Origin of the sequence: Collimonas sp. (assembly GCF_039923675.1) — a bacterium.
Taxonomy (GTDB): Bacteria; Pseudomonadota; Gammaproteobacteria; order Burkholderiales; family Burkholderiaceae_D; genus Collimonas.
In genome coordinates this window covers 43,558-65,221 of sequence record NZ_JBDTCG010000096.1, presented here as the reverse complement: position 1 = coordinate 65,221, position 21,664 = coordinate 43,558, and the positions used below count along the sequence as shown (strand labels likewise).

16 protein-coding genes are annotated in these 21,664 nt (G+C 55.4%); 8 read left to right on the top strand and 8 right to left on the bottom strand.

The annotated features are described in order from the left end of the window. A partial coding sequence (locus tag ABI171_RS21495; protein ID WP_348094605.1) for a hypothetical protein occupies positions 1-198 on the top strand: 198 nt, incomplete at its 5' end. Positions 199-240: 42 nt separating this feature from the next. On the opposite strand, the gene ABI171_RS21490 is transcribed toward ABI171_RS21495, so the two are convergent. Then, positions 241-1,014, bottom strand: a complete 774-nt coding sequence (locus ABI171_RS21490; protein WP_348094604.1) for a response regulator transcription factor — start codon at positions 1,012-1,014, stop codon at positions 241-243. 314 nt (positions 1,015-1,328) lie between these two features. Further along, entirely contained in the window at positions 1,329-1,586 is a 258-nt protein-coding gene (locus tag ABI171_RS21485) for a hypothetical protein (RefSeq protein ID WP_348094603.1), read from the bottom strand. A gap of 306 nt (positions 1,587-1,892) precedes the next feature. On the opposite strand from ABI171_RS21485, the gene ABI171_RS21480 reads away from it, so the two are divergent. Beyond that, positions 1,893-4,949, top strand: coding sequence for a two-component regulator propeller domain-containing protein (locus tag ABI171_RS21480; protein WP_348094602.1), 3,057 nt, complete (start codon positions 1,893-1,895; stop codon positions 4,947-4,949). A 143-nt stretch (positions 4,950-5,092) separates the two neighbouring features. After that, positions 5,093-5,497, top strand: coding sequence for an ImmA/IrrE family metallo-endopeptidase (locus ABI171_RS21475; RefSeq protein ID WP_348094601.1), 405 nt, complete (start codon positions 5,093-5,095; stop codon positions 5,495-5,497). Positions 5,498-5,750: 253 nt separating this feature from the next. Here ABI171_RS21475 and ABI171_RS21470 read toward each other — a convergent pair whose 3' ends face one another. Further along, complete coding sequence (locus ABI171_RS21470) at positions 5,751-5,933, bottom strand: hypothetical protein (RefSeq protein WP_348094600.1); 183 nt, start codon at positions 5,931-5,933, stop codon at positions 5,751-5,753. A gap of 33 nt (positions 5,934-5,966) precedes the next feature. Here ABI171_RS21470 and ABI171_RS21465 point away from each other — a divergent pair, with 33 nt between their 5' ends. Continuing rightward, a complete protein-coding gene (locus ABI171_RS21465) occupies positions 5,967-8,105 on the top strand; it encodes a hypothetical protein (RefSeq protein WP_348094599.1) in 2,139 nt (712 codons plus the stop codon). Positions 8,106-9,025: 920 nt separating this feature from the next. Here the strand turns inward: ABI171_RS21465 and ABI171_RS21460 are convergent. The 3 genes from ABI171_RS21460 to ABI171_RS21450 form a co-directional block, all read right to left on the bottom strand. Beyond that, positions 9,026-10,447, bottom strand: coding sequence for a hypothetical protein (locus ABI171_RS21460; protein ID WP_348094598.1), 1,422 nt, complete (start codon positions 10,445-10,447; stop codon positions 9,026-9,028). Positions 10,448-10,873: 426 nt separating this feature from the next. After that, on the bottom strand, positions 10,874-11,329 hold the full coding sequence (locus ABI171_RS21455) for a hypothetical protein (protein ID WP_348094597.1): 456 nt from the start codon (positions 11,327-11,329) through the stop codon (positions 10,874-10,876). Then, positions 11,326-11,706 carry a hypothetical protein gene (locus tag ABI171_RS21450; RefSeq protein ID WP_348094596.1) on the bottom strand — a complete coding sequence of 127 codons (381 nt, stop codon included), beginning with the start codon at positions 11,704-11,706 and terminating at the stop codon, positions 11,326-11,328. Before ABI171_RS21450 ends, ABI171_RS21455 begins: the two co-directional genes overlap by 4 nt. A 342-nt stretch (positions 11,707-12,048) precedes the next feature. Between ABI171_RS21450 and ABI171_RS21445 the strand changes: the two genes are divergently transcribed. Genes ABI171_RS21445 through ABI171_RS21435 form a run of 3 tightly spaced genes read left to right on the top strand, consistent with a single transcriptional unit; the run spans position 12,049 to position 14,682 of the window. Further along, on the top strand, positions 12,049-12,864 hold the full coding sequence (locus ABI171_RS21445; protein WP_348094595.1) for a hypothetical protein: 816 nt from the start codon (positions 12,049-12,051) through the stop codon (positions 12,862-12,864). A 13-nt stretch (positions 12,865-12,877) separates the two neighbouring features. Next, entirely contained in the window at positions 12,878-13,735 is an 858-nt protein-coding gene (locus ABI171_RS21440; RefSeq protein ID WP_348094594.1) for a cupin-like domain-containing protein, read from the top strand. Further along, positions 13,687-14,682, top strand: a complete 996-nt coding sequence (locus ABI171_RS21435; protein ID WP_348094593.1) for a fatty acid desaturase family protein — start codon at positions 13,687-13,689, stop codon at positions 14,680-14,682. Before ABI171_RS21440 ends, ABI171_RS21435 begins: the two co-directional genes overlap by 49 nt. Positions 14,683-14,721: 39 nt before the next feature. Here ABI171_RS21435 and xopF read toward each other — a convergent pair whose 3' ends face one another. Together xopF and ABI171_RS21425 are read right to left on the bottom strand one after the other, a co-directional pair. Next, positions 14,722-17,070: a XopF/Hpa4 family type III secretion system effector gene (gene xopF, locus ABI171_RS21430; RefSeq protein ID WP_348094592.1), complete on the bottom strand. Its 2,349-nt coding sequence runs from the start codon at positions 17,068-17,070 to the stop codon at positions 14,722-14,724. Positions 17,071-17,085: 15 nt separating this feature from the next. Further along, entirely contained in the window at positions 17,086-17,559 is a 474-nt protein-coding gene (locus ABI171_RS21425; protein WP_348094591.1) for a hypothetical protein, read from the bottom strand. A gap of 1,222 nt (positions 17,560-18,781) precedes the next feature. Between ABI171_RS21425 and katG the strand changes: the two genes are divergently transcribed. Continuing rightward, complete coding sequence (katG, locus tag ABI171_RS21420; protein WP_348094590.1) at positions 18,782-20,926, top strand: catalase/peroxidase HPI; 2,145 nt, start codon at positions 18,782-18,784, stop codon at positions 20,924-20,926. Positions 20,927-21,664 lie beyond the last annotated feature (738 nt).

Sequence of the window (21,664 nt, the reverse complement as noted above, 5' to 3'; positions counted from 1 at the left end):
GCCCGGCAAGCTCTTCGGGAACGAGGAATGAGCATGGAGCAGTTGAAACAGATGAAATTCGACTTCCATCATCACGTCAACCATGGCGATAAACGTAACGGCGAATTGCTCAATAAGAAATATGGAGCGTATATCTCGGATGATTTCTCGTCTTCCGTCAGTTATACCGCGTACGCCAAGATGCTGAACGGTCTTTAATGGAAAGAGCTCGTGTCGAGTTGATGCGACTTGATCAGGCTGTCAGGGAATTGCCGTAACCGTCCTGCTCTCGTCCTCTATCCTAAGCCCAATCGAAAGTTGGGCTGGAACGGTTTTGTCAATTTGCTGCAGGTCCGGAGAAATTTCAAGTTTGTAGCCTAGGGCGTATACCGTTCTCAGGCTGGCGCCGGTACCCGTCGACGATAGGCCTAATTTCTTGCGCAGCTTATAAATATGCTGTTCCAGCGAGCGAGCTGCAACTTCTTCGGAATTTCCCCATACGCTAGTGGTGATCTGAGAGCGGCTCAGAAATTTTCCCGGATTGGAGAACAGCAGCCATGCGATGGAGAATTCTCGCGGGGTGAGACTGATGTCAGTACCGTCGCAGGTCACCGTGTCGTTTCCCCGAGTCAGTACATAACCGAGGATCTTTATCGTGTCGACCCGGGTGCCATGCGCCAGGCGCCGCAGGGCGACGCATACTCTCAGCCCGATCTGATCAATGTCTGTGCGGCTTACAACGTCGTGCGCGCCTGCATCAATCCAATCCTGCATCACATTCCATGTCAGGAGCGAAGTCAATATGATCGCCGGGGTATAACAATCAGCGTTGCAGCTGCGCCATGACAGCAGGCTGCTGGCCAGTTCGACGGTGCTCCTGGCGTCAAGCAGCACCAGGTCATAGATGATGGTGCGCATCGCACGCAGTATCAGCAGTTCAGTACAGTACGCATCTATGGCGATTGAATATTTCTCGAAATATTGCGCCAGTTTTTTCGCTAAAACCGAATCGTCAGTCAAAATTGCAAATCGCATGCCTAATCCTCTATCGGAACCACCCTGAAACGGTGATTGAGCATTTTTGAAATTTTCCGCTGCCAGAAAACCGACGGCAGACGCTGGGTGATTTATCGAACATCTGTTCTTTTTCGCCCACCACGATCATTTATGGTGAAAGTTATGCTCAAGAACAAAGTTGTTTTCTCTCAGTGAGTACCATTTCGTGGTAAAGATGATGCATGCAGTGCGAATTTTTCCGGGCTAGTTATCCGGGCGCTACCTTTCATCTGTAGAAATGCGTATTGAATACGCTTGCTGGATTTTCATAGTTGCCAAATCTCAATATTATTTCAATCAGAATTTCCTGAATTGCTGGTAGGCATTTCCTTCATTGTTATCTGAATGATCACGAAAACTGTGAAGGGAACTTTTTTTTGGGGGAGCGTTAGATTGATGATGGCCGGATCGATATCCATGGCCATACGACTGACATCTCCCCCAAACACAAATGGGCACCTGCTTCTAACCCATTCCATAGTGTTGATTTGCTCGCGGAATTGATCCGTTCCTGTTTTCAGCGTTGGCGAGGTAATGATCGTCGAATCCATGGATTCTTGCGGCCGGACCGGGGAAATTAAAAAATTCAAGCCGCTTGTTGTACAAGTTCGTTGTTTCTCGTAAAAACACTATCTGAATACCCCAACGGCGTCGCCAATCAATTGGATTGATGACGCATTTATTTTTAATAGCTTTGAAAGCCTGAGGAGTATTTACCTGTATATCAATGCATCACGCTTACGTAAAATGATGCTTTGTTTTCTGGCAAAGACGATCGCCACCTTGGAAAGGCATAGAGTTTGCTTGTTGTAAGTTTGCAATACTGCACCGGGAAAAAATAGGCAAGCACAAACAATATGCCCTACAGCGACGATACTTCTTCAACGATGCCAAAACAGTCAGGATTGATAAAGGCCCTGCGCAGTTGGCTGGGAGTTATCGTATTTTTGTGCCAAATCTTTCTTCCGATGGCAGGAATCTGCCAGCAACTGCCCTTGCACTACTACGACCAAGCCGATGGACTACGTAATCTCGGGATTACTGCTCTCGTGCGGCAAGCGAGCGGCTATATCTGGGTGGGCACGGAAAACGGCTTGTTCCGCTATGACGGTGCACGCTTCCAGCGGTTTGAAATAAGCGACGAGGCTGGCGCCCTTTATATCGCCGCGCTGCACGTCGATGCGAGCGACCGCTTGTGGATCGGGACATTGAAAGGCTTGTATCTCTGGCAGGATCAACGGCTCGTGCCTATGCAATTTCAAAATGCGGAGCTTGCTTTTCATTCGGGCCAGGTTTTTGCCCAGCTTGGCCCGGACCGTTTACTGGCGCTAAGCCACGACCGCATATGGCAGATTACGTCGGCAGACGGCGGAGTAACCTGGCAGGCGCAGCAATTTTTCAGCGCCGAGGAGTTGCTGCAACATCCAGAGATGCGAGCTCTGCACAGTCTTCATGTCGGGCCGAAAGGGGATGTATGGATGGGATGCGACCATTCGCTATGTCATTACGATCAAGGCAAGTTAGTCGTCCTCGGCAAACAAGACGGCCTGCCCGCCAAACAATGGAAGGCCTTGTTGCACGACCGGCAGGGGACATTGTGGCTACGCGGTGAAAACCACGTATTTGCGTTACCAGCCGACGCCAAACTGTTCCTGGATCGCTCGCCGCCGCAGGGCCAACAAAAAAAACAGGAACGCGTTCCTATTCTCGCCGAAGACAATAACGGCATGATTTTTAGCCAGCAGGATAGCGGCATCATCCGCTGGGATGGCCAGAACTGGAGATCCTTCGCCGAAGGCAATGGACTGGCCGTGAGCGACGGCATCAGCGCCATTCTGGCGGGGCAAAACGATGGCCTCTGGCTGGGATCAACCGGACATGGCCTGATTCATTGGCTTGGCTACCCCGACTGGGAAAATTGGACCTCGCAGCAAGGATTGCCTCACAACATCGTATGGTCTTTTTTGCGCGACCAGGCTGGCCGGCTTCATGTAGGCACTCGCTCCGGATCGGCTGTACTACAGAAGACAGGAGGCTTTTCCATTTTACGGGGTCGTTACGGCGGCAGCTCACACGAGTGGATCAGCATGATCGAAGATGGCAAAGGACGAACCTGGGCCACCACACTTTCAGGAATTCTGGTGCGTCGAGAGCCTGGCGCTACGCAAGACACGGTGATTGCCAAGCTGCCCGTGAGCAATGGCATGTTCTTCGACAGGTCCGGACAGCTCTGGCTGAACACGCAGCGTGGGCTGTATGTCATCAGGCATCCTGATGCAAGCAGCTTGCCGTTGCCTGTAAAGGAAATATCGTTGGTGACTGGCGCCAAAGACGTCAATGTTTTCCACGGCTGCCAAAGTACGTCTGGCGTGTTCTGGTTTGTCTCCGACAAAGGCTTGCTGCGGTTTGATGGCAAGGAGTGGAGCAATCCCCGCCTTGCCGGGAACGGTTCTCCTCGGGGCGAACTCAATACTATTGCCTGTTCAAGCAAGGGCAATTTGTGGCTGGCTAGCCTGGACGCAGGGCTTTGGCGCGCTACGGAACAGGATGGTACGTTGGCGATCCGTGACATTACTCCGGCGAAGCTGCAAAAGCAAAGCGTTCTGGCGCTACTCGAAGATAGCCGCGGTTGGCTGTGGGTCGCCACCGACGCGGGAACCGCCGTATGGAATCGCAATCAATGGCGGTTTTTTAATCAGCAAAGCGGCATGGTTTCGAACGACAGCAATACCGACGCCCTGTATGAAGACGGCGACGGTTCCATATGGGTGGGAACCAGCGGTGGCGCATCGCATATTCTGCGGCCAGAATCCCTGTTTTTACCACTTTCCCTGAAATTGCTGGTGGAAAGCATCGCCAGCGACGACCGGCAACTTCCTCTGGACAAACCGGTTCGTTTGCCATGGTCATCCGGGGCGCTGAATTTCAGATTCGCAGCGCTTTCATACCAGAATCACGAAGCAATCGAATTTCGTTATCGAATGGAAGGCTTGGAGCAAAAGTGGTCGCAGACCGCCACGCCTGAAGTACGCTACTCGGCTTTGCCGCCTGGCCGTTATCGCCTTCAAGTTACGGCAGAAAACGTCGCCATGCAGACCTCTTCACCGGCAGTGGAAATGGAAATCGTGATTCTTTCACCTTGGTGGCGGACCACAATTTTTTATGTTGTCTGCGGCCTGCTTTTGCTGCTGGCGTTGTTCTTGTTAGAGCGCAATCGTATCCGGCGATTGCTTGCTCGCCAGCGTTTGAAAGAACGATTGGCGCGTGAGCGCGCTTATGAACTTGAACTGTCGCGAGAAGAGGAGCGCAAGCATCTGACGCGTGAAATTCACGATGAGCTTGGTCAATACCTATCGGCCATGCGCATGGGAGTTTCGGTGATCGGCATCGAGTTCGGGGAGAGAAATCCGGGGTTGCAAGGGAAAATACAACGGCAGGTGACGCTAGTCGACAGCACCATCAAGATAGTACGGAATATTGTTTCTGCGCTACGTCCGGGAGCACTGGATATGGGGATGGTGTCAGCGCTGGAATGGCTGGTGAATGAATTTTCTGAAAACACCGGTGTTCCATGCGTCTTGTATGTCGACGAGAAAACAATTGTCTTGGACGAGAAACGAGCGACAACTTTTTTCCGCATTGTGCAGGAATCCCTGACGAATATCGGTCGCCATGCACATGCCAGCCTGGTAGAAATCCGGTTGGATAGAAAAGATGCACAATATCTGCTGGAAGTGCGCGACAACGGTAGGGGTTTTGATCCTCTCTTGCACAAGAAAAAATCGTTCGGCCTGACTTGCATCCGGGAGCGGGCTTTTATGCTCGACGGCAGCGTCGACATTGTTAGTGTACCGGGTGTCGGCACCACTGTCCGGGTTCAGATTCCGGTCGACGATGCCGGGAGGACCAGATGAACGGAGTACGCTATTCGGTCACGTATATTTGCAACAATTTCTTAAATGCTACCGATGAAACAGGGGATGTGCTATTTGAATTCGCGGATTGGCTGGTACGAGATTGGTTCAACTACTCTGAGTGTCGGCGTTGACGAAATAGGGTGCTGAGTGTTGTTCGAGCCCGGGCTTTTATAGCGAACCTTGATACTAGCAATGTCGGAACTGACCTTAGCGTTTATATCATTGCGGTCAATGCGAAATTGCGCAAAGAAGAGCTGGGGAAGAGCGAGTCGGGTTTTACGATAACAAAACCTAATGGACAGCATGTCATAACAACAAATTCATCGGTATTGCAATACCGTCAACGTTTCACAATTTGTCATGAAATTGCTCACATTGTTCTTGGTCTTGATTCCGCCCATGATGTCGTACCTTCGTGGTCCTATGCTAAGCGAGACATCAATGAAATTTGGTGTGATGTTTTCGCAGCAGAGTTACTGATGCCATTTAATGACGCCAACTCATCAAGACCTTGGATTCGTGCAAATCTTCTGATAATTCGATAATCAATCACTCCCTCGACAAAAATAATTTTCTAGTGCGTCCAAGTTGAGTGAGCGTTATATTTTGTATGGAGCCTGGTGCATTTAACGCCTGCTGCACTCCCTCAACGTTCCTAAGGCGCTTAGCAGACGTTTTTGTTTTGTCAACCAAGAGAATTTCCGAAGGGGCAGCCTCACCCAATATTTCTGTAGAGTGTGTCGCCAACAAAATCACGTCCGCCATCAGAAATAGTTCTTCCGAAGGGGCTGGTGGCCATCAGCTGATGCGTTTTGAGTGACCGTCAATCATCTTCGGAACAGGCGTTTCCATTTCGCTGTGGCGAATTTCATTGGAGGCTTGTTCCAGAATAATCTCCCAATGCGCCATTCGCGCGAGCACGAAAATTTTGCTGTCGATGATGTCCATCGGCGGTGGCGGCTGCCTGGAACGTGTTTCCATAAAACGCCCAAATACCTTATCGGGAGAATGACAATGCAAAGCGGAAAAATCGGTGGCCAACACATCCCCTCGTCGTCGGAATCGGTGATCGCCGGACGGGAAGAAACCGGCGCCAATGCCGGCCAGCGTTCCGGCGCACGAAATAGGCGGCGCACAGGGTTGCCGCCGGCGCTGGAAGGGTTGCCACCTCCGTTGGCGCACCAGGTGCAGGCGCGGCCGACGTCCTCCGGACGGTCACGGCGCAGCGGAGCTCTTCCACAGGCGCCGGCGGAAGCGCCGCGCCGCGCCGTGACCGTCGAGGAACACGAAACAGGGGTGAAGAAAGCGCTGAAATATGGCGATACTTGGCAGCTGCTGGTGAATGGATCGATGACGCAGGTGCCACAGCGATTGAAGCTCGCCGGGGCGGGCGTCAAATCCGCCGAATCTGGCCTGGCGGGGCTGGAGGGACTGAAAGGAAAAATCGCTGATGGCCAATACGAAGAAATAAAAGGTACCTTGTACGTGCGTAGCGCGCAGTCGGCCGAGTACGGCATCAGTACAAGTTCGGATCAGGTGGCCCTGTGGTCTTGGGCAGGAGCGCAAGGCGCGGCATCTCACGGCAGCGGGAAGCAGATCGGCACAGAGGAAGAGTTGGCCGCCATGGCGCAGGCGCTCGAAGAGCTGCACGGTTTTCGAGAGGTAGTTGTGAAGCATGGCGGCACCCTGCATAAATTTATTAGCCAGTGCGAACAGCCCGGTACGCCTGGGAATATGTTAAGGCAACTGTCTGTCGTTAAATCCGGCGCGGCCATGGGCAGGAAAACGCTGTTGGCAATCGCCGGCAAGGAAATTACGGTCAACGTTGATCGCCTGGTCATGCTCTGCTTGCGCACCGGCGGCAGGGCCTCCTTGCATCTCATGCCGCGCGTGCTGGGACTCTTGGACGCCATATCCAAGCGAAGCAGCGATACCGAGCAGGCGATAAGAACCCTTGAACGGGGTGACGAACTCGGTCCAGAGACGCGCAATCAGTACCAGGCGCTCACCGCCGCATATGCCGATCAGCTCAACGCGGCTGGAGAACTTTTTTGCCTGGACGCGGCCGGTACGCTGGAAATGAGCGATAACTCCGGGATCTGGCAACATTCGCTGGAGCTGGCTCATGCCATTTCAGCGTATCAAGCAAGCTTGCGCGAGATATGCGAGTCGGACGGCGGCGCTCCTTCCCCAACGCCGGAGGCGGCGCCCGAGAGTTTGGCGAGCGCTACCGAAGGATCGAACAAGGCGACATCAAGCAAAGCCAAGAAGTCGCACGGACGCGGCAAACAGCTGCAGAAGCCGGCCGCTCCCCGGCCATCACCCGCCGCAGCATTGGTGTCTCACGCCAAAGCCGATACCGGCGTATCGGCGCCGCCGGCCGAAATTCTTGTCGAATCTCCGCCGGCGGAGCCGCATGACGGTCTCCAGGGGAAGATCGAGCGGGCCTTGAGAAAGTATCCGATCGACCTCGATGTGGCGAAGAGCCTGGACGGAGATGTCATCGCCATTGCCCGGTCGATAAAGAAAAATACGGGAGGTATTGAGGCGCTGAACGGTCCGAAGGACGATCCAATAGATGTCGCTAGCTTGGTCCGTTCGTCGGCGCAAAGCTGGTTCGGCGACATCGGCCGTCTGCGCACAACGAGCGACGAAGCACGCAAGTCTCCGGTTATCGATAAGTCTACCGTCGAATTGATCGGGAGCCGCTTGCAGGCGCTGGAAATAATTCACCGGGACATGGATGCCCGGGAAGGGGATGCGCTCAAGGGCCACAAATTTCCCAAGGGAAAACACGTGAGCCGCTTGCTGCAATTGGGCGAAATTGAAAGCGTGCGGCCCCCGATTCAATTACCGTCCGATAAAGATACACTCTATGAAATACGCATCCAGCCCAAACCGTTGTCTAGCGGTGAACGGGCGCCGCCGGTATTCCTGCACTTGCATAGCGATAAATATGTCAAGGGCGAGGAGGTATTGAAGCTACCGCTCCGCGCGTTCGCGGCGGCGCATCTGAAGACGAATGAACAGAAGAACCTGGGGCCGAAGCACGAAGCAATGTCGCGTGCACTGCATAAATACGATGAAACAATCCATCGCGGTTCGGTCACTTCGGCGTTGCTTGACCAGCTGGGAGCTTGGCTTCACGCCTAGGCGCCGGGCGGAACGGCCGGACATGCATTGCGCTGCTGTTTGCTCTGACTTTCAGAATCCAACTTCGCAATGCATGGAAGGCGGCTTGCAACTCTCGGGAATTCCTGGTGTGCCCCAACTCAATTTCCCTATCTCTTCGCCAATACTGGCGCTTCACCCGCCTGAGTACGCCGAGGACCGTGCGCGTGCCATAGATCTCTCTAGGGGCGGGGCATGCGACTGGTGATTATTTAGAGGCTGTTGCAAAATTAACCTGGCGTTGTTGCCCTTGCAGGGCGCATCCAGGCCGGCATGCCTGGGCCGGTCCGCAGGCAGATGGCGGTGCCGTCTGAAACCCCTGCCACACCCGCCTGGCCGTACTACTCGTACTGTCTTCGTCGGCGCGCCTAGCCATCTTAATTTTGCGACAGCCTCTTAGGCATTAATGCCATCAAGATTGATAAGTAAGGAATTTCCCGCCGTGACTGTTTTGCATCTACAAGAAGATGGTGATTTCCTGATATGCCAATTTTCTAAGTTTAATTATTATCTCCATTTGGCAATAACAACATCGCTTGATGTGTTTGGCTGCTGCTGGATAGGGAGTTTGCTGATTGCTGTCAAAACCACACTATATGCTTCGACCATCGACACCGAGTCAGGGAAAAATCATGTTTCCCGTACGTGATTCAATCGTTTGCATGTAAAGAATTCTAAGAAAAATTTATCTCTGGGCGCTATTGCGCCTGCATGTTTTTCCATTTTCGGAGTATGGATGGCAATCTGGGCCGACTGTCGGATTTTTCGCTGCATGCCGTGCTTACCAGCATTGGAATGCATCGTTCCGGCGTGATCCACATCGATACAGGCGCTGGCAATCGATATCGCTTGCAGGTTTCAGAGCGCGTATTACCTGCGCAGCGGCTCCCGACTCCTCAGGCTCACCCAGCCGCCTCGGGCCGGCTATCCTTTTCCGCGCGCACCGCTCCCTCAGCTTGCCAGGTTCCGCCAATCACTTTGTAACTCAGGCCCGCCATGGCGCCTGAGCCGCCGTTGGAAAGCAGGGTTGTCGCCGCCGGCGACAACCCTATCTGCTCGCCGATGACGGATAGCGCATTGCCGGCCGCGATGTTGCTGTTGATGGCCGCCGTGCGAGCGACGGATTGATCGAATACGCGCATGTAATCCTGGCGCTTTCCTTTCCATGCAGGATCGATTTTTTGACTGGTGCCGGCTTCCTTGGCTTCTTGCTCGGTCACATTGGTCCAGTCTGAGGTTTCCAGCACTGTATTGATGGTTGCCTTGATTGCGGACGAGTGATAAACGACGTTCATTGCTTCGTGTTTGCTGAGAGGAGAATGTTGTCCCGCGAGGGCGAGCCGGGCATCGCCCAAGGCTGCCGGCACAAATGCGCTGAAGGCATAGTTAGCCGCAATATTTACTTTTGCGTAGAATTCGCCCGAAGCGTTCATATGTGAACCGCTGACGCCGCCATTGGTGTCGGCTTCCGTGCCTACCATCCTGAATGTGGCCTGTATGGTATCGCGCGCGCCTGCGTAAGCCAGCACCTTGATATCCGACGCCACCAGCTTCGCGGCAAGCTCCGGTTGCCCGATGTGGGGGCCGGCGACGCCCAGTGCAATGTTGGTAAGTATGCCGCCGGTGGCCAGCGTGGTGACGGCATCGGAATAGCGGCGTTGCTGCGCCATTTTCGTCTGCTTTTCTTCCGGTGGAAGCGCGGCCCATTGTTCGGCGCTGAGGTTGTGAAACCCACATGCCGCGGTTTCGGGGCTGCGTTGTTCACGGTACTGGCGTACACGGTGCAGGCAGAGCGAGACCGTGCCCGAGACCACCTGCAGGGCCACCGCATGTTCGTGGGGAATCTGGCGCAGTCCGGCAAACAATACCTCGTTCATGCATTCCCGCAGGAAGGTCGGCACGCCGACCGCGACCGTCTGATGAATCAGGTGGCCAGCGGTAGCGCCGAGGAATTTCTTTTCGATGCCCATCACTCCCAGCCCCGAGACGGCGCTGGCGCCGACGTGGCCGGCTTGTTCGCCTACGAAGACGGCGGCCTGCTTTCCTTTCGCAGCGCCGGCAGCGCCTAGTTCCTTGCCTTTCTCGTAGCCTGCAATCACTTGTTTTCCGGCGAATTTGCCGGCGACAACCGTGCCGTCTTTTACCTTTTCGACGCCATTTTTGAGGGACGACAATGCGCTGCCGCCCATGGCAGCGAGACTATTTAACGGCGCCGCAGCGATCGCCCGCCAACTCGATGCGGGTGGTGGTGGCGGAGGAAAGTCGATTTCAATCGCGACATCGTGAAACGGCGAATTTTGGGTGAAGACTGGTCCTCCGGTCATGCGACGCAAGGAAGTGGACCCTTGGCTGACGTCAGATTTTCTGCCACTTTCAGTACCAATCTCGGGCCGTGTCGCGGTGCCGATTTCATGATGGCGACGCGAAGTATGCGTGCTTTTCCCGCCTGCGTTCGAGGTTCCCGGCAGGTTTGCATTCAGAATCCGTGCCGAATTCCCAGCTGAATTGCGACCGGAAGACAGAGATTCCGGCTTCGTTTTCAGTTCTTCAAGCGCTGCGCTCGTCGCCGGATTCGTTCGCGCCCGAGGCGATGACGGATTGCTGCCTGTAGTCTCTTCAGAGATCGAGGTCGTGTGCTGCATCGAGTTCGTCCGGGATACTCCTCCTGTTTCTCCTGCCATGATGCATCCTTCCTGTCAAAAATTGCTGTGATCGATTGTTGTTGTGTTGCTCGAGACTATTGCGTCGGATTAATGACGCTTCGCCTGGATTCCAGCCGCGAACGCGCCCAGTTCCCGCAGCCGGCCGGCCAGTGCCGCGGGTTGCGGCTCAGCCAGCGGCCAGCGGCACATCAGGCTGGGGCCACCGTAACCGTCCGTTGCAATGACGCCCGACGACAGCAGCAACTGGGCATTGGCCAGCAGCAGCGCTTTGCGTGCAGCCGGATTGGCCCAGGTCGGGTCAAGCAGTGCGCTCACAATCAATGCCGAATCATCCGGCGCGCAGGCCAGCAACAAACGTTGTTCGCCGATCAGGATGCGGCCGGTACGCGCTGCCTCCCGGGCCACTTCCTTGGTGGCGCCGAGCAGCAGCATCACTTCGGCAATCAGCACCAGCACTTCCCTGGTTGCCTCGAATTCCTGCAATGCGGCTGGCAGTGTTGCTGATTGCGCGTTCTTCAGATGCAATGTGTTGCCGAATTTCATTGGAGTCTCCCTTTGGTGTCAGTGCCATTCGTTGCGCCAGTGCGCAGGGCCACGCACAGATCGTGCATGCCTTCCAATGCAGCGCGCAGCAGTTCCGGTTCATGCATGGTCGACGGCAGATTCATCAGCAGGCAGGCGCTGTCGCTTTCATCCAGGGTGAAACCCCAGTCGGCGACGATCATGGCCGAAGCATTGGCGCGCAACATGGCGTCATGCCAGGCGGCCGGCTCGACACCGTCCGGCTTGGCCATGGCGGCTGAGGCCACGATGCGCGTGGCCTCAGGCAGGTCCTTGACATGAATCGCGAACTCGATGCCGTCGCTGTAAAGCAGGCCGGATTGGGCGAACGATTGCCTGCTTTCGGCGTTTAGCCCCATGATGTCCGCAGTGGCCTGCAGTAATGCAGTGCGACTCGGACGGAGGACTGAAGAGGGAGTATCTACGGCAGGTAAATTCTGGAACATGCGATTCTCCTTGAAAGGATCAGATGTTTCATATTTCACCTCAAAGGGAGTTGCTGCATGATCCGCCTGCGAAAGCTTGCTGCGACAGGCGAACTTTATGACTCGCGTGTTTTAAAAATGGGGAATTACGGTGGTAGTTGTCCACATCCGTTTTTTGCGTTTTTGATACGTGAATGCAAATCCTTAAAGTGATGGTCATCGGCTTGTAACACTCAATGTTTACTCTGCTGCTTGTTTTCTCTTTTTGGCTTATGCATGCATATTTTTTCAATTTTCAATACGCGTCGGGCTTCAGCCGACGGCATCCTGAAAAACGGCATTTATTTCGATCCTGCCATCGTCGGCAAACCAAGCGTCATGGCTGCGAAAGCCTCAGTCCCGACGCGTCAGCGCATCGAAGTGCGTTTTCTCAATCAGCACGATCTGCAAAATCTGATGGAGCTTGAGCGGGCTGTATGGGATGAAACACAGGCGGCAAGCGTAACGGAAATGAGCGTGCGCATTACGCGCTATCCGACATTGGCGATCGGCGCATTCTGCTCGGAAACGGGCAGGGCATTGGCCTCGCTGTTCGCCAGGCCGACCAGCCTCGAAGCCGTCAAACGCGCGCGTAGCTGGCAGGACTGCGTGAATCATGACGATTCCGAGGCATCCCGTCAAAAAGCACTGTTCGGCATCAGCCTGAGCAGTATCGACGGCGATGCCGCCAAGGCCATCTTCGCGTTCTTCTGGCCGCATGCGCTCAAGAACGGCTGGCAGGAAATGTATCTAGGCTCCCCCATCCCGGGACTGCGCGACTGGATACGCGACAACCCGGGACAAGCGGTCGAGAATTATGTCTTCGAACGGCGCAAAGGTTTGCCGCGCGACCGGCAGCTGTGTTATTACCACAAGAAGGGTTTTCAGCGCATTGTGGCGGTCCGGCGCGAATATTTTCCGCATGCAGCGTCGATGAATTACGGAGTGGTGATCGGCGGCCGCATCCCGCTCGGCAGCCTGGCGCCGCTTTGGAAGCGGCTACCTTTGCCGTGGCTGCAGGCGATGAAACAATGGCTGTTCGTTTTGCAATAAACGGCGGCGGCCAATGAAAAAAATGCTGCTTGCATCCGCAAGAGGTCAAGATTTTTCGCCGCTGGCAGAGGCAAAAAACATCGGCTACATCACCGGGAATCCGGACGCGCCCTGCGTATTGCGCGGCCTGGGCAAGGATTGGCCGGCAATTCGGAAGTGGCGCTTTGCCTATCTTGGATCGCTCGCTCCCGCGCTGCCCGTTCAACTGGTTGCGGGAAACCGAGAACGCGGGCTGACACGTTTCGTGGCATCGACGCTGGGCGACTATCTCGCGCATCTGCAAAATGCTCCGCAGACCAGTGCCGAACCGAGACAACTCAAGGAATTCGACCTGCTCAAGATTTTTCCGCAGTTGCGTGAGGATCTTCGTCCTACCAAGCTGTTCCCGCACGGCGCGATCGTATCGTCCAGCGCATGGATCAGCGAGAGCGGCGCGCGCACCGGGCTGCATTTCGACCGGCTGCACAACCTGGCCCTTCAGGTCTCGGGCCGTAAGCGATTCTATCTGGCCAGTCCGGGCACGGTGGAAGCGCTTGACCAGGTATCGAACAAATACGACCGCTGGGCATGCTTGTCGCGCATCGGCATCAACGATCTCGCCGCACATGGCGCGAGCACCGGAGCGCTGTATGTTGTCGATCTGCTGCCGGGGGACGCGCTGTATATGCCGAAGCGATGGTGGCACGAGGTGGTGACGCTGGAGCCGAGCATCCTGCTCAGCGGTTTCTTCGATGCGAAAGCAGGGATGCTGCGTCAATGGCTGTGCACAGGCGCAATCCACAGCTTGCATCGGGCCGGCCTGTGGCGCCGGAACAATTGTGTATGCCACCCCGCGCCGTCCATCGCTGTTTCTTCAAAAATTCCGATCTGACTGAAAATCTCAACATGAACCGGGCAACATCTCAACCCGCTCCAATCCGCTTGGAGCGCGAGCTATTAAAAGCAATGTCTCAAACCGCGCCTGCGCGTCTGCTGGCGCAAGTCGCACTTGAGTGGGTATGCATCGTCGCTACCATATGCGCAGCTGTCCATTTTTCAAGCATTCCGGCTGGTATTGTCTGCATGCTTGCCATTGGCACCAGACAGCATGCCTTGCTGGTACTGATGCACGAGTTTTCCCATTGTCAGTTCAGTAGAAAAAGAAAATGGCTGAACGACATGATTGGGGATATTTTCACGGCGTTTCCGTTTTTTATAACGGTGCACGGCTTCCGTAGGGATCATATGCCGCATCACCGATACGTATCGACGGCGCAAGATCCGAACTGGCGCTCTTCGATGAAAAAACAACGATTCCAGTTCCCGATGAAAAAACGGCAGTTCTTTCTTGAGGTGCTCAAACACGCCGGCGGGATTTACACCTGGAGCGAACTGAAGGGATACACGGTCGACGCCGGCATGTCGCTCGATCTCCCGCTTGCCACCCGTCTCTGCCGGATCGTGTTTGTCATCGTGCTGGTTGGCGCGGCAAGCTATTTTCATCTATGGCAAATCGTATTGCTGTATTGGCTCTTTCCTTTATTCACCGTCCTGATGGGCATTCTTTATATACGGGATGTGGCGGAGCATTTTGGCATGCCGAAGCCCGGCATGTACAGTTCACGAACAGTGCGCGCGCGATGGCTGGAGAGATTGATGCTCTGCCAGAACGGTGTCAATTTTCATGCTGAACATCATCTGTTTCCCTCGATCCCTTTTTTCAGGCTGAAGCAGTTGCATCATCATCTGATGAAGGACGATACATACAGGAACCAAGCCCTTGTTACCGAGGGATATCTATCGGGCCTGGTGTACGAGATTACCCGGACACCGCACTAGGGCTTGTTTACACTGGATTTGCGAGTGTGAACAGGCGTCCTAGCGTGTCCGGTCTGCGCTAGATGCGCCCGCTGGGTTGCGCCACTGCACCAGCTCGTCGCGCGTTGCAATCAGCTTGATCACCGTATCCAGTCCATTGAGCAGCTTGGCGTGCGCTTGCTGCTGTTCATGGCTCATGTTCGCCTCCGGGACCCCACCATTGTTGCCCAGGCCGCTGCGGATCGTCTTGATGCTCTCGACCTCGATGTTCCGATCCGGATTGGTCCGTATCAACGCGCCCAATCTGCTCATCTCCGGCTGCGGCGGCAGCAAGGTGTTCCACTGTTCGATCAAGTCCGGAAGTTTTCGATGTTCTTGGCCGGCCTTGATCAAAAGCTTCTGTTGCTTGTGGTCGCGGTTCCTGTCCAGGCTCATGCTGAGATCGTGGGCGTCGTTCTTGGTATAGTCTTTCGTCGCATTCCATATGTAATCGTTCATCGTGCTTTGCCCGAACTGTTGTAGCAAGTTGGCTCCCGATTTGAAAGTCTCTCCCGACAACGGCACAGGACTGCCATTGCGCAGAATTTCCGCCAGCTTCTGCCCGGTCGCGGCCGCCACCACGCTGGCCGTTGCGCTGGCGAGCATGACCCGGACGACATCCTTGGCTTGCCCGCCCATTTCGGTCCAGGGACGGCTGAGGTTGAAGGAATGTTTGAGCAGGCTCCCAGCCTCCACCGCAGTATCGAGGGCCACCTTCGGCAAGCCTTTGATATCGCCCCAATTGGCGGAGGGAACGTCCTTGTCCGGCGCTTTGACGACGAAGAGATTGATATTTTGCTTGCCTCCGATTAGGTTGTCGACCTGCGCCTGAGCCAGGCCGGGCGTGGCCTTGGCCATGCCGAGTGTGAATTTGGCCGCGCCGCCGGCGCTGGCCGATGCCAGCAGCGAGCTACCGAATACAGGCAGCGGCTTGATCAGCGAATGCGCTGTGGATGCCAAGCGACGCACTACGTTGACTGCACCGCTGACGCCCGGCTGAAACCAGGTCATAAGACCTTTGCCATCTAGATTGCCCTGCCACCGCGACAATGACTCGCGCAGAGCAATCGCATCGTTTTTCAAAGCCACCGTGGTGGCGTCGCCAGCGCGCGGCAAACTCAGGTTGCCGGCCTGGCCGAATGCGCTGCTATGGCCGCCGGCCTGATCCGATGCCGAACGCCAGTATTCCTTGACGCCGTCCTTGACGCGCAAGCGAACCGGCCCCGGATTGGGCACCAGCGCTTTGACGTCCACTTCCTTGATCGCAGGGAAATTGGAAAGCTTTGCACGGCGGTCCATAGCCTGCAACACCCAGGCATCCGTGGTGTATGCGGTCAGGCCGCCCATCGCGCCGCCGATGACGGCGGGATCGAAGCTATTGGCGAGTTCACCGACTCTCTGGCCCTGCTTGTTATTGCGCGGTCCGAGAAACGTGACCATCGCGTTGCGCAACGGCGAGCGCGAGGCTGAACTGATGAATTGGCGCACACCCTCATATAATGCCGGCAACAGGGCGTCATGCGTCGGCGCTTTCATATCCTTTCCGAGCGTATACGCCGCTGAACCGAAAGCCTTCTGGCGCGACTTGAGCACATCCGCCGCCCACGTGATGTATTCCCCCTGGAGCAGATTTTGCGCCTCGTGCTGCGGCTGCCCTTCGCGCGCGTGCTCAGTCCAAGGGATATCATCGAGGGCGCTGGCAATCAATTCGCGCGGCGACCGTTCGGGCATGTCGATCCTCACCTCGTCGAGAGAAGCCTCATGGAGAGGAATATTCACGAAATGCGAGGATACGCCAAACTCCGATGGATTGAACTGCGTCCTCATCGAGGAATCGAGGTTACAGTACATCGAGTCGGAGCGCTCCACACCGGGCGACAACAACACCCTGGACGGACTCGCAGCGAAGTGGGAAGCAGGCAACCCCATTCTGTCGCCTGCGTCGTCCAGCACGATTTCCGTATTACCGGGAATTTCCCCGAAACGCGAGGACACTCCGGGCGTTGCTGCGTTGCGCTTGATCGATGCCGAGTCTTGACTCATCAGGGGATGGCCGCTCCAGTGCGTCGATTCGAAACGTCCACTGGGCTGCGACAAGGCGCTGGACTGGCGCGTAATTGCAGGGGCAGGAGAGGCAGGCGCACGTGATACCGGCGCTGTGACGCAATGATCCAGCGACTGGGTTCGACGGATATCGGCGAGCGAACGGAGCGGCCCTTCCTTAACGAATGCCGACTGAGACCGAGCGACTTTGGCAGACGACGGCGTCGAAGGTTTTGCCGCAGCAACATCCGCCGCATGCGTCGATGTTTCACCTTGCGTCTGAAGAGGAATGTTGCCGATGGAGGACGACCGGTTGACGGGAGGCATGATATCGCTTTCAGTTTAATGCAGCGAAGCAGAGCTGCGCAGCAGTTGCTGGAGCGCCTCGACGCCGGCGCCATTGATCAGATCGAGCGCCAGGACCGCCGCATGCGCATCGTCTATCCACGTCGTGGGACTGATTTGCAGAATGCCTTCCGCAGATGTCCCAAGATACCAGCCGAACTCGGTGAGCAGCGCGCGTTGCATGTCCAGCAGAAGCACGACTTCAGTCCCCATCAGTTCGCCCGCCGATAGCGGCAGCAACACTTCCGGGCACACGGCGCATTCATTGTCGAGAAGTTGAAAGCGGCAGATCAGACCGGCCCGTCCGGTGAACGTGGCGGGCGCTACCAGAGTTGCGCAATCTTTGGGGCTGATGCCGAGCATCACGGCGATCTGCGACAAAAAATCCCTTTGCAGCGAAGTAATCCCCTGCTCTCTATAAGTCACATCCGTCATGGCGCGATCCAGGCCGGATTCAGAAGTTTGCTTCATCGGAGGTTTCATGTCGGTTTCGATCCTGAGTTGTGTTTTTAAACTGACGCCAGTTTAGCGAAGGCGTCAGACGCCACATGGCGCATGGAACGAAACAAATCGGCTCACAGCGTAAAACTGCATAATCTTCGGGTTCTGCGGTATTCGCGTAAATACGATCCACCAAGTGAAGGCAAAGTACCTCGAGGCAGCGATATACCTGTTGCCGCTGACTGAAAATTGACCCAATAATGGACTGAACCCCTCGGATTGGATCAAGGCCACGGGAGGAAGTGATACGCTTGTCGAGCCTTCTCAGGAGGAGCGACATCATGTCAGCAAGAGGACCTTACCGGCGGCATAGCCCGCAATTTAACATCCAACTTTGCACGGATAGCTATTCAATCCTCACAGGGGAAAGAGTAAACAACGTACAGCGGCTAATTTGCGAGTTGTTTACTTATTATCTGGAAATATCACAGTTAGCTAAAGATTTTGTCTATGGCATCGCCAGTTGTTTACATATTTTGGTATGCACAACCTTTTTGAATCGGACAAAGAAATTCTTGTAAAGTAAATTCACTTTTTTCTCTTCCTTGATTTATTGATTTTCAAGGGGAAAATGCTGAATCGACGCCTCCCAATTCGGTAAAGGATAGGGAGGTTTTTTTTCGGCCAGGGAAGTTGTAATGGTGCGGATTCGTACAAGCACGACTTTGACAAGATAGGAGCTCGTTTGAAAATTTGTATAAAGCCGACGGCAAGGATGGAAATGCCTTGCATAATTGCATCAACTTGACCGGCCAATCGAGCCATTCTTGTTTGCATCAATCTTGTCAAAGATTGAATCTACAAAAGCGGCTTCTGCTTTGGCATCTAATCACCCCGGTCGGCCGGAGATCGTGAACACAGATCAGGCTAGCCAGTTCGCTGCCCGTGAATTTGTACGGGTCGTCAAGGAACAAGGCCGCGTCATAATGATGACGACCACGAATTTTCTTCAGGTGAAAAACACTCTATTTTAAATATTGCAAATATTGCAAATATTAAAATCCCCAGCTTCGTGAAAAGACGTGGTTCATCGGCGGCCTGCCCTATCAGATAGATAGAATATATTAATTTTTCTATTGGATAGTGACGGAGTAGCATGGGTGGCATTGCTTCTTCCAGGCAGCTGCCTTGAACGGCCTGATTTAAGAGCAATTGCAGCTACCCAATTTACCTACCACAAAGGAGATTTCCCATGTCTACTGAAGCCAAGTGTCCATTCCACCAAGCCGGTGGCGGTACGACGAACAAAGACTGGTGGCCGAACCAGCTGCGCGTTGATCTGCTGAATCAGCATTCCAACAAATCGAACCCGTTGGGTGAGAAGTTTGATTACGCTGAAGAGTTTAACAAACTCGACTACAAGGCACTCAAGGCGGATCTGATCAAGCTCATGACCGACAGCCAGGACTGGTGGCCGGCCGACTTCGGCCACTATGGTCCGCAGTTCATCCGCATGGCCTGGCATTCCGCCGGCACCTACCGTACCCTCGACGGTCGAGGCGGCGGCGGTCGCGGACAGCAGCGTTTTGCGCCGCTCAACTCGTGGCCGGACAACGTCAATATCGACAAGTCCCGTCGCCTGTTGTGGCCGATCAAGAAGAAGTATGGCCAGAAAATCTCCTGGGCCGACCTTTTCATCCTGACCGGCAACGTGGCGCTGGAGTCCATGGGTTTCCGCACCTTCGGTTTCGCCGGCGGCCGCGAAGACGTGTGGGAACCGGATATGGACGTGAATTGGGGCGCCGAGACCACCTGGCTGGGGACCGACAAGCGTTTCCATGGTGACCGCGAACTGGACGACAACCTTGCGGCCACCCACATGGGCCTGATCTACGTGAACCCCGAAGGTCCGAACGCCAGCGGCGATTACATGGCTGCGGCCAAGGACATCCGCGCCACCTTCAGCCGCATGGCCATGGACGACGAGGAGATCGTTGCCTTGATCGCCGGCGGCCACACCTTCGGTAAAGCGCACGGCGCCGCGCCCGAATCGCACAAGGGCCCCGAACCTGAAGGCGCGCCGCTCGAGGCGCAGGGCCTTGGCTGGAATAGCAACTTTGGGCAGCGGCACGGCAAAGATACCGTCTCCAGCGGGCTGGAAGTGACCTGGACCAAGACCCCGGCGCTGTGGAGCAACAATTTTTTCGAAAACCTGTTCAAGTACGACTGGGAACTCACCCATTCGCCAGCCGGCGCCAAACAGTGGGTGGCCAAGGATGCCGAGGACATCATTCCCGACGCGCATGTGCAAGGCAAGTTCCACAAGCCCACCATGCTGACCACCGACCTGACCCTGCGTTTCGATCCGGAGTTCGGCAAGATTTCCAAGCGCTTCCATGAAGACCCGCAAGCCTTTGCAGAAGCTTTTGCACGCGCCTGGTTCAAGCTGACGCACCGTGACATGGGGCCGAAAGCACGTTACCTCGGCCCGGAAGTTCCGAAGGAAGATCTGATCTGGCAAGATCCGTTGCCGGCTGCAACGCACCAGCCAACACCGGCCGACATTGCCGACATCAAGGCCAGGATCGCGGCCTCCGGTCTATCGGTGAGCGAGCTAGTATCGGTGGCCTGGGCATCCGCCTCCACCTTCCGTGGCGGCGACAAACGTGGCGGCGCCAATGGCGCACGCTTGGCGCTCGCTCCCCAGAAGGATTGGGAAGTCAACGCGGTGGCGGTGAGTGTATTGCCAAAGCTGGTCGATATCCAGAAGACTTCGGGGAAGGCTTCGCTGGCTGACGTGATTGTGCTGGCCGGCAGCGTTGGGGTTGAACAGGCGGCCAAGGCAGGCGGCATCTCGATCGAGGTACCTTTCGCACCGGGTCGCACCGATGCCACGCAGGCGCAGACGGATGTCGAGGCCTTCGCCGTGCTGGAACCGGTCGCCGACGGCTTCCGCAACTACAAGAAGGGCAAGATCGGCGCTGCGACCGAAGCTTTGCTGGTCGACCGCGCCCAGTTGCTGACGCTGACCGCACCGGAGTTCACGACCTTGGTCGGCGGCCTGCGGGTACTCGGCGCCAACTTTGATGGCGGCAAGCACGGCGTGTTCACCGACCAGGTCGGCGTGCTCAGCAATGACTTCTTCGCCAATCTTCTGGACATGGACCTGGAGTGGCAAGCCGTAGACAGCGAGGCCGAATTGTTCGAAGGACGTGATCGCAAGACCGGTGCGGTCAAGTACACAGGCACCCGCAACGATCTGATCTTCGGTTCCAACTCGGTGCTGCGGGCTTATGCCGAAGTCTATGCCGGTGTAGACGCCAAGGAGAAGTTTGTCAAGGACTTCGTCGCGGCTTGGGTCAAGGTCATGAACGCAGACCGTTTCGATATCGCTTAATACCAACTGCGAGGGGCCAAGCTTGTTAAAGAACCAGCTTGGCCCGTTGCGCCAGCGTCGCCACGCACCGGAGACGCTGGTTCTTCAACAAATAATGCTGCCAATTTGTTTTTCAAACTTTTCACCGATCAGCCCTCGGTCAATTGCTCAATCTACGCGATCTCATTGTGGGTCCGCGCCTTGAAAAAACTGCAGGTCGAGTCCTTCTAGGTTCAATTGCTCGCTAATGGTTATCGCCCTGAAGTTGATTGAGGAAGCGCTTGCATTTTTCGACGTATCCACTACTCCAGTAGTGGAGGCCGAATCAAAAGGCTATCTGACTTTGTCTGTTTGCATCTGCCATTGCCGGATATCCGGAGCACGCGGTCCGGCAAATGTGGACGATGGGGAAGTGCTGGCCGTGACGTACGATTGTGGCAGAGCTGTGTCTGCGGATCGGCTGATAGCCGACAGCATCTTGATGGCTGGTTGCGGTTCGGCGGCAAGACCGGCACCGGCCGTTGTTACGTGTTATCTACATACCCGAGGGAAGATATCCAGGGATATGAAAACAGGGAAACCGGGCATGTAAAACAACGTATGCAGATTCTAAAATCCGTGGTTCCAGGCGCGACTGGCGCGCTTGACAGCAGGAACGATACTGTAGCCACCGCGCCGATAGTAGCGATACAGATGCATGAATGTTCTCATGTTTTAACTCACGTAGTCAGAGGCAACAAATAATCAATCGGCTTGAGA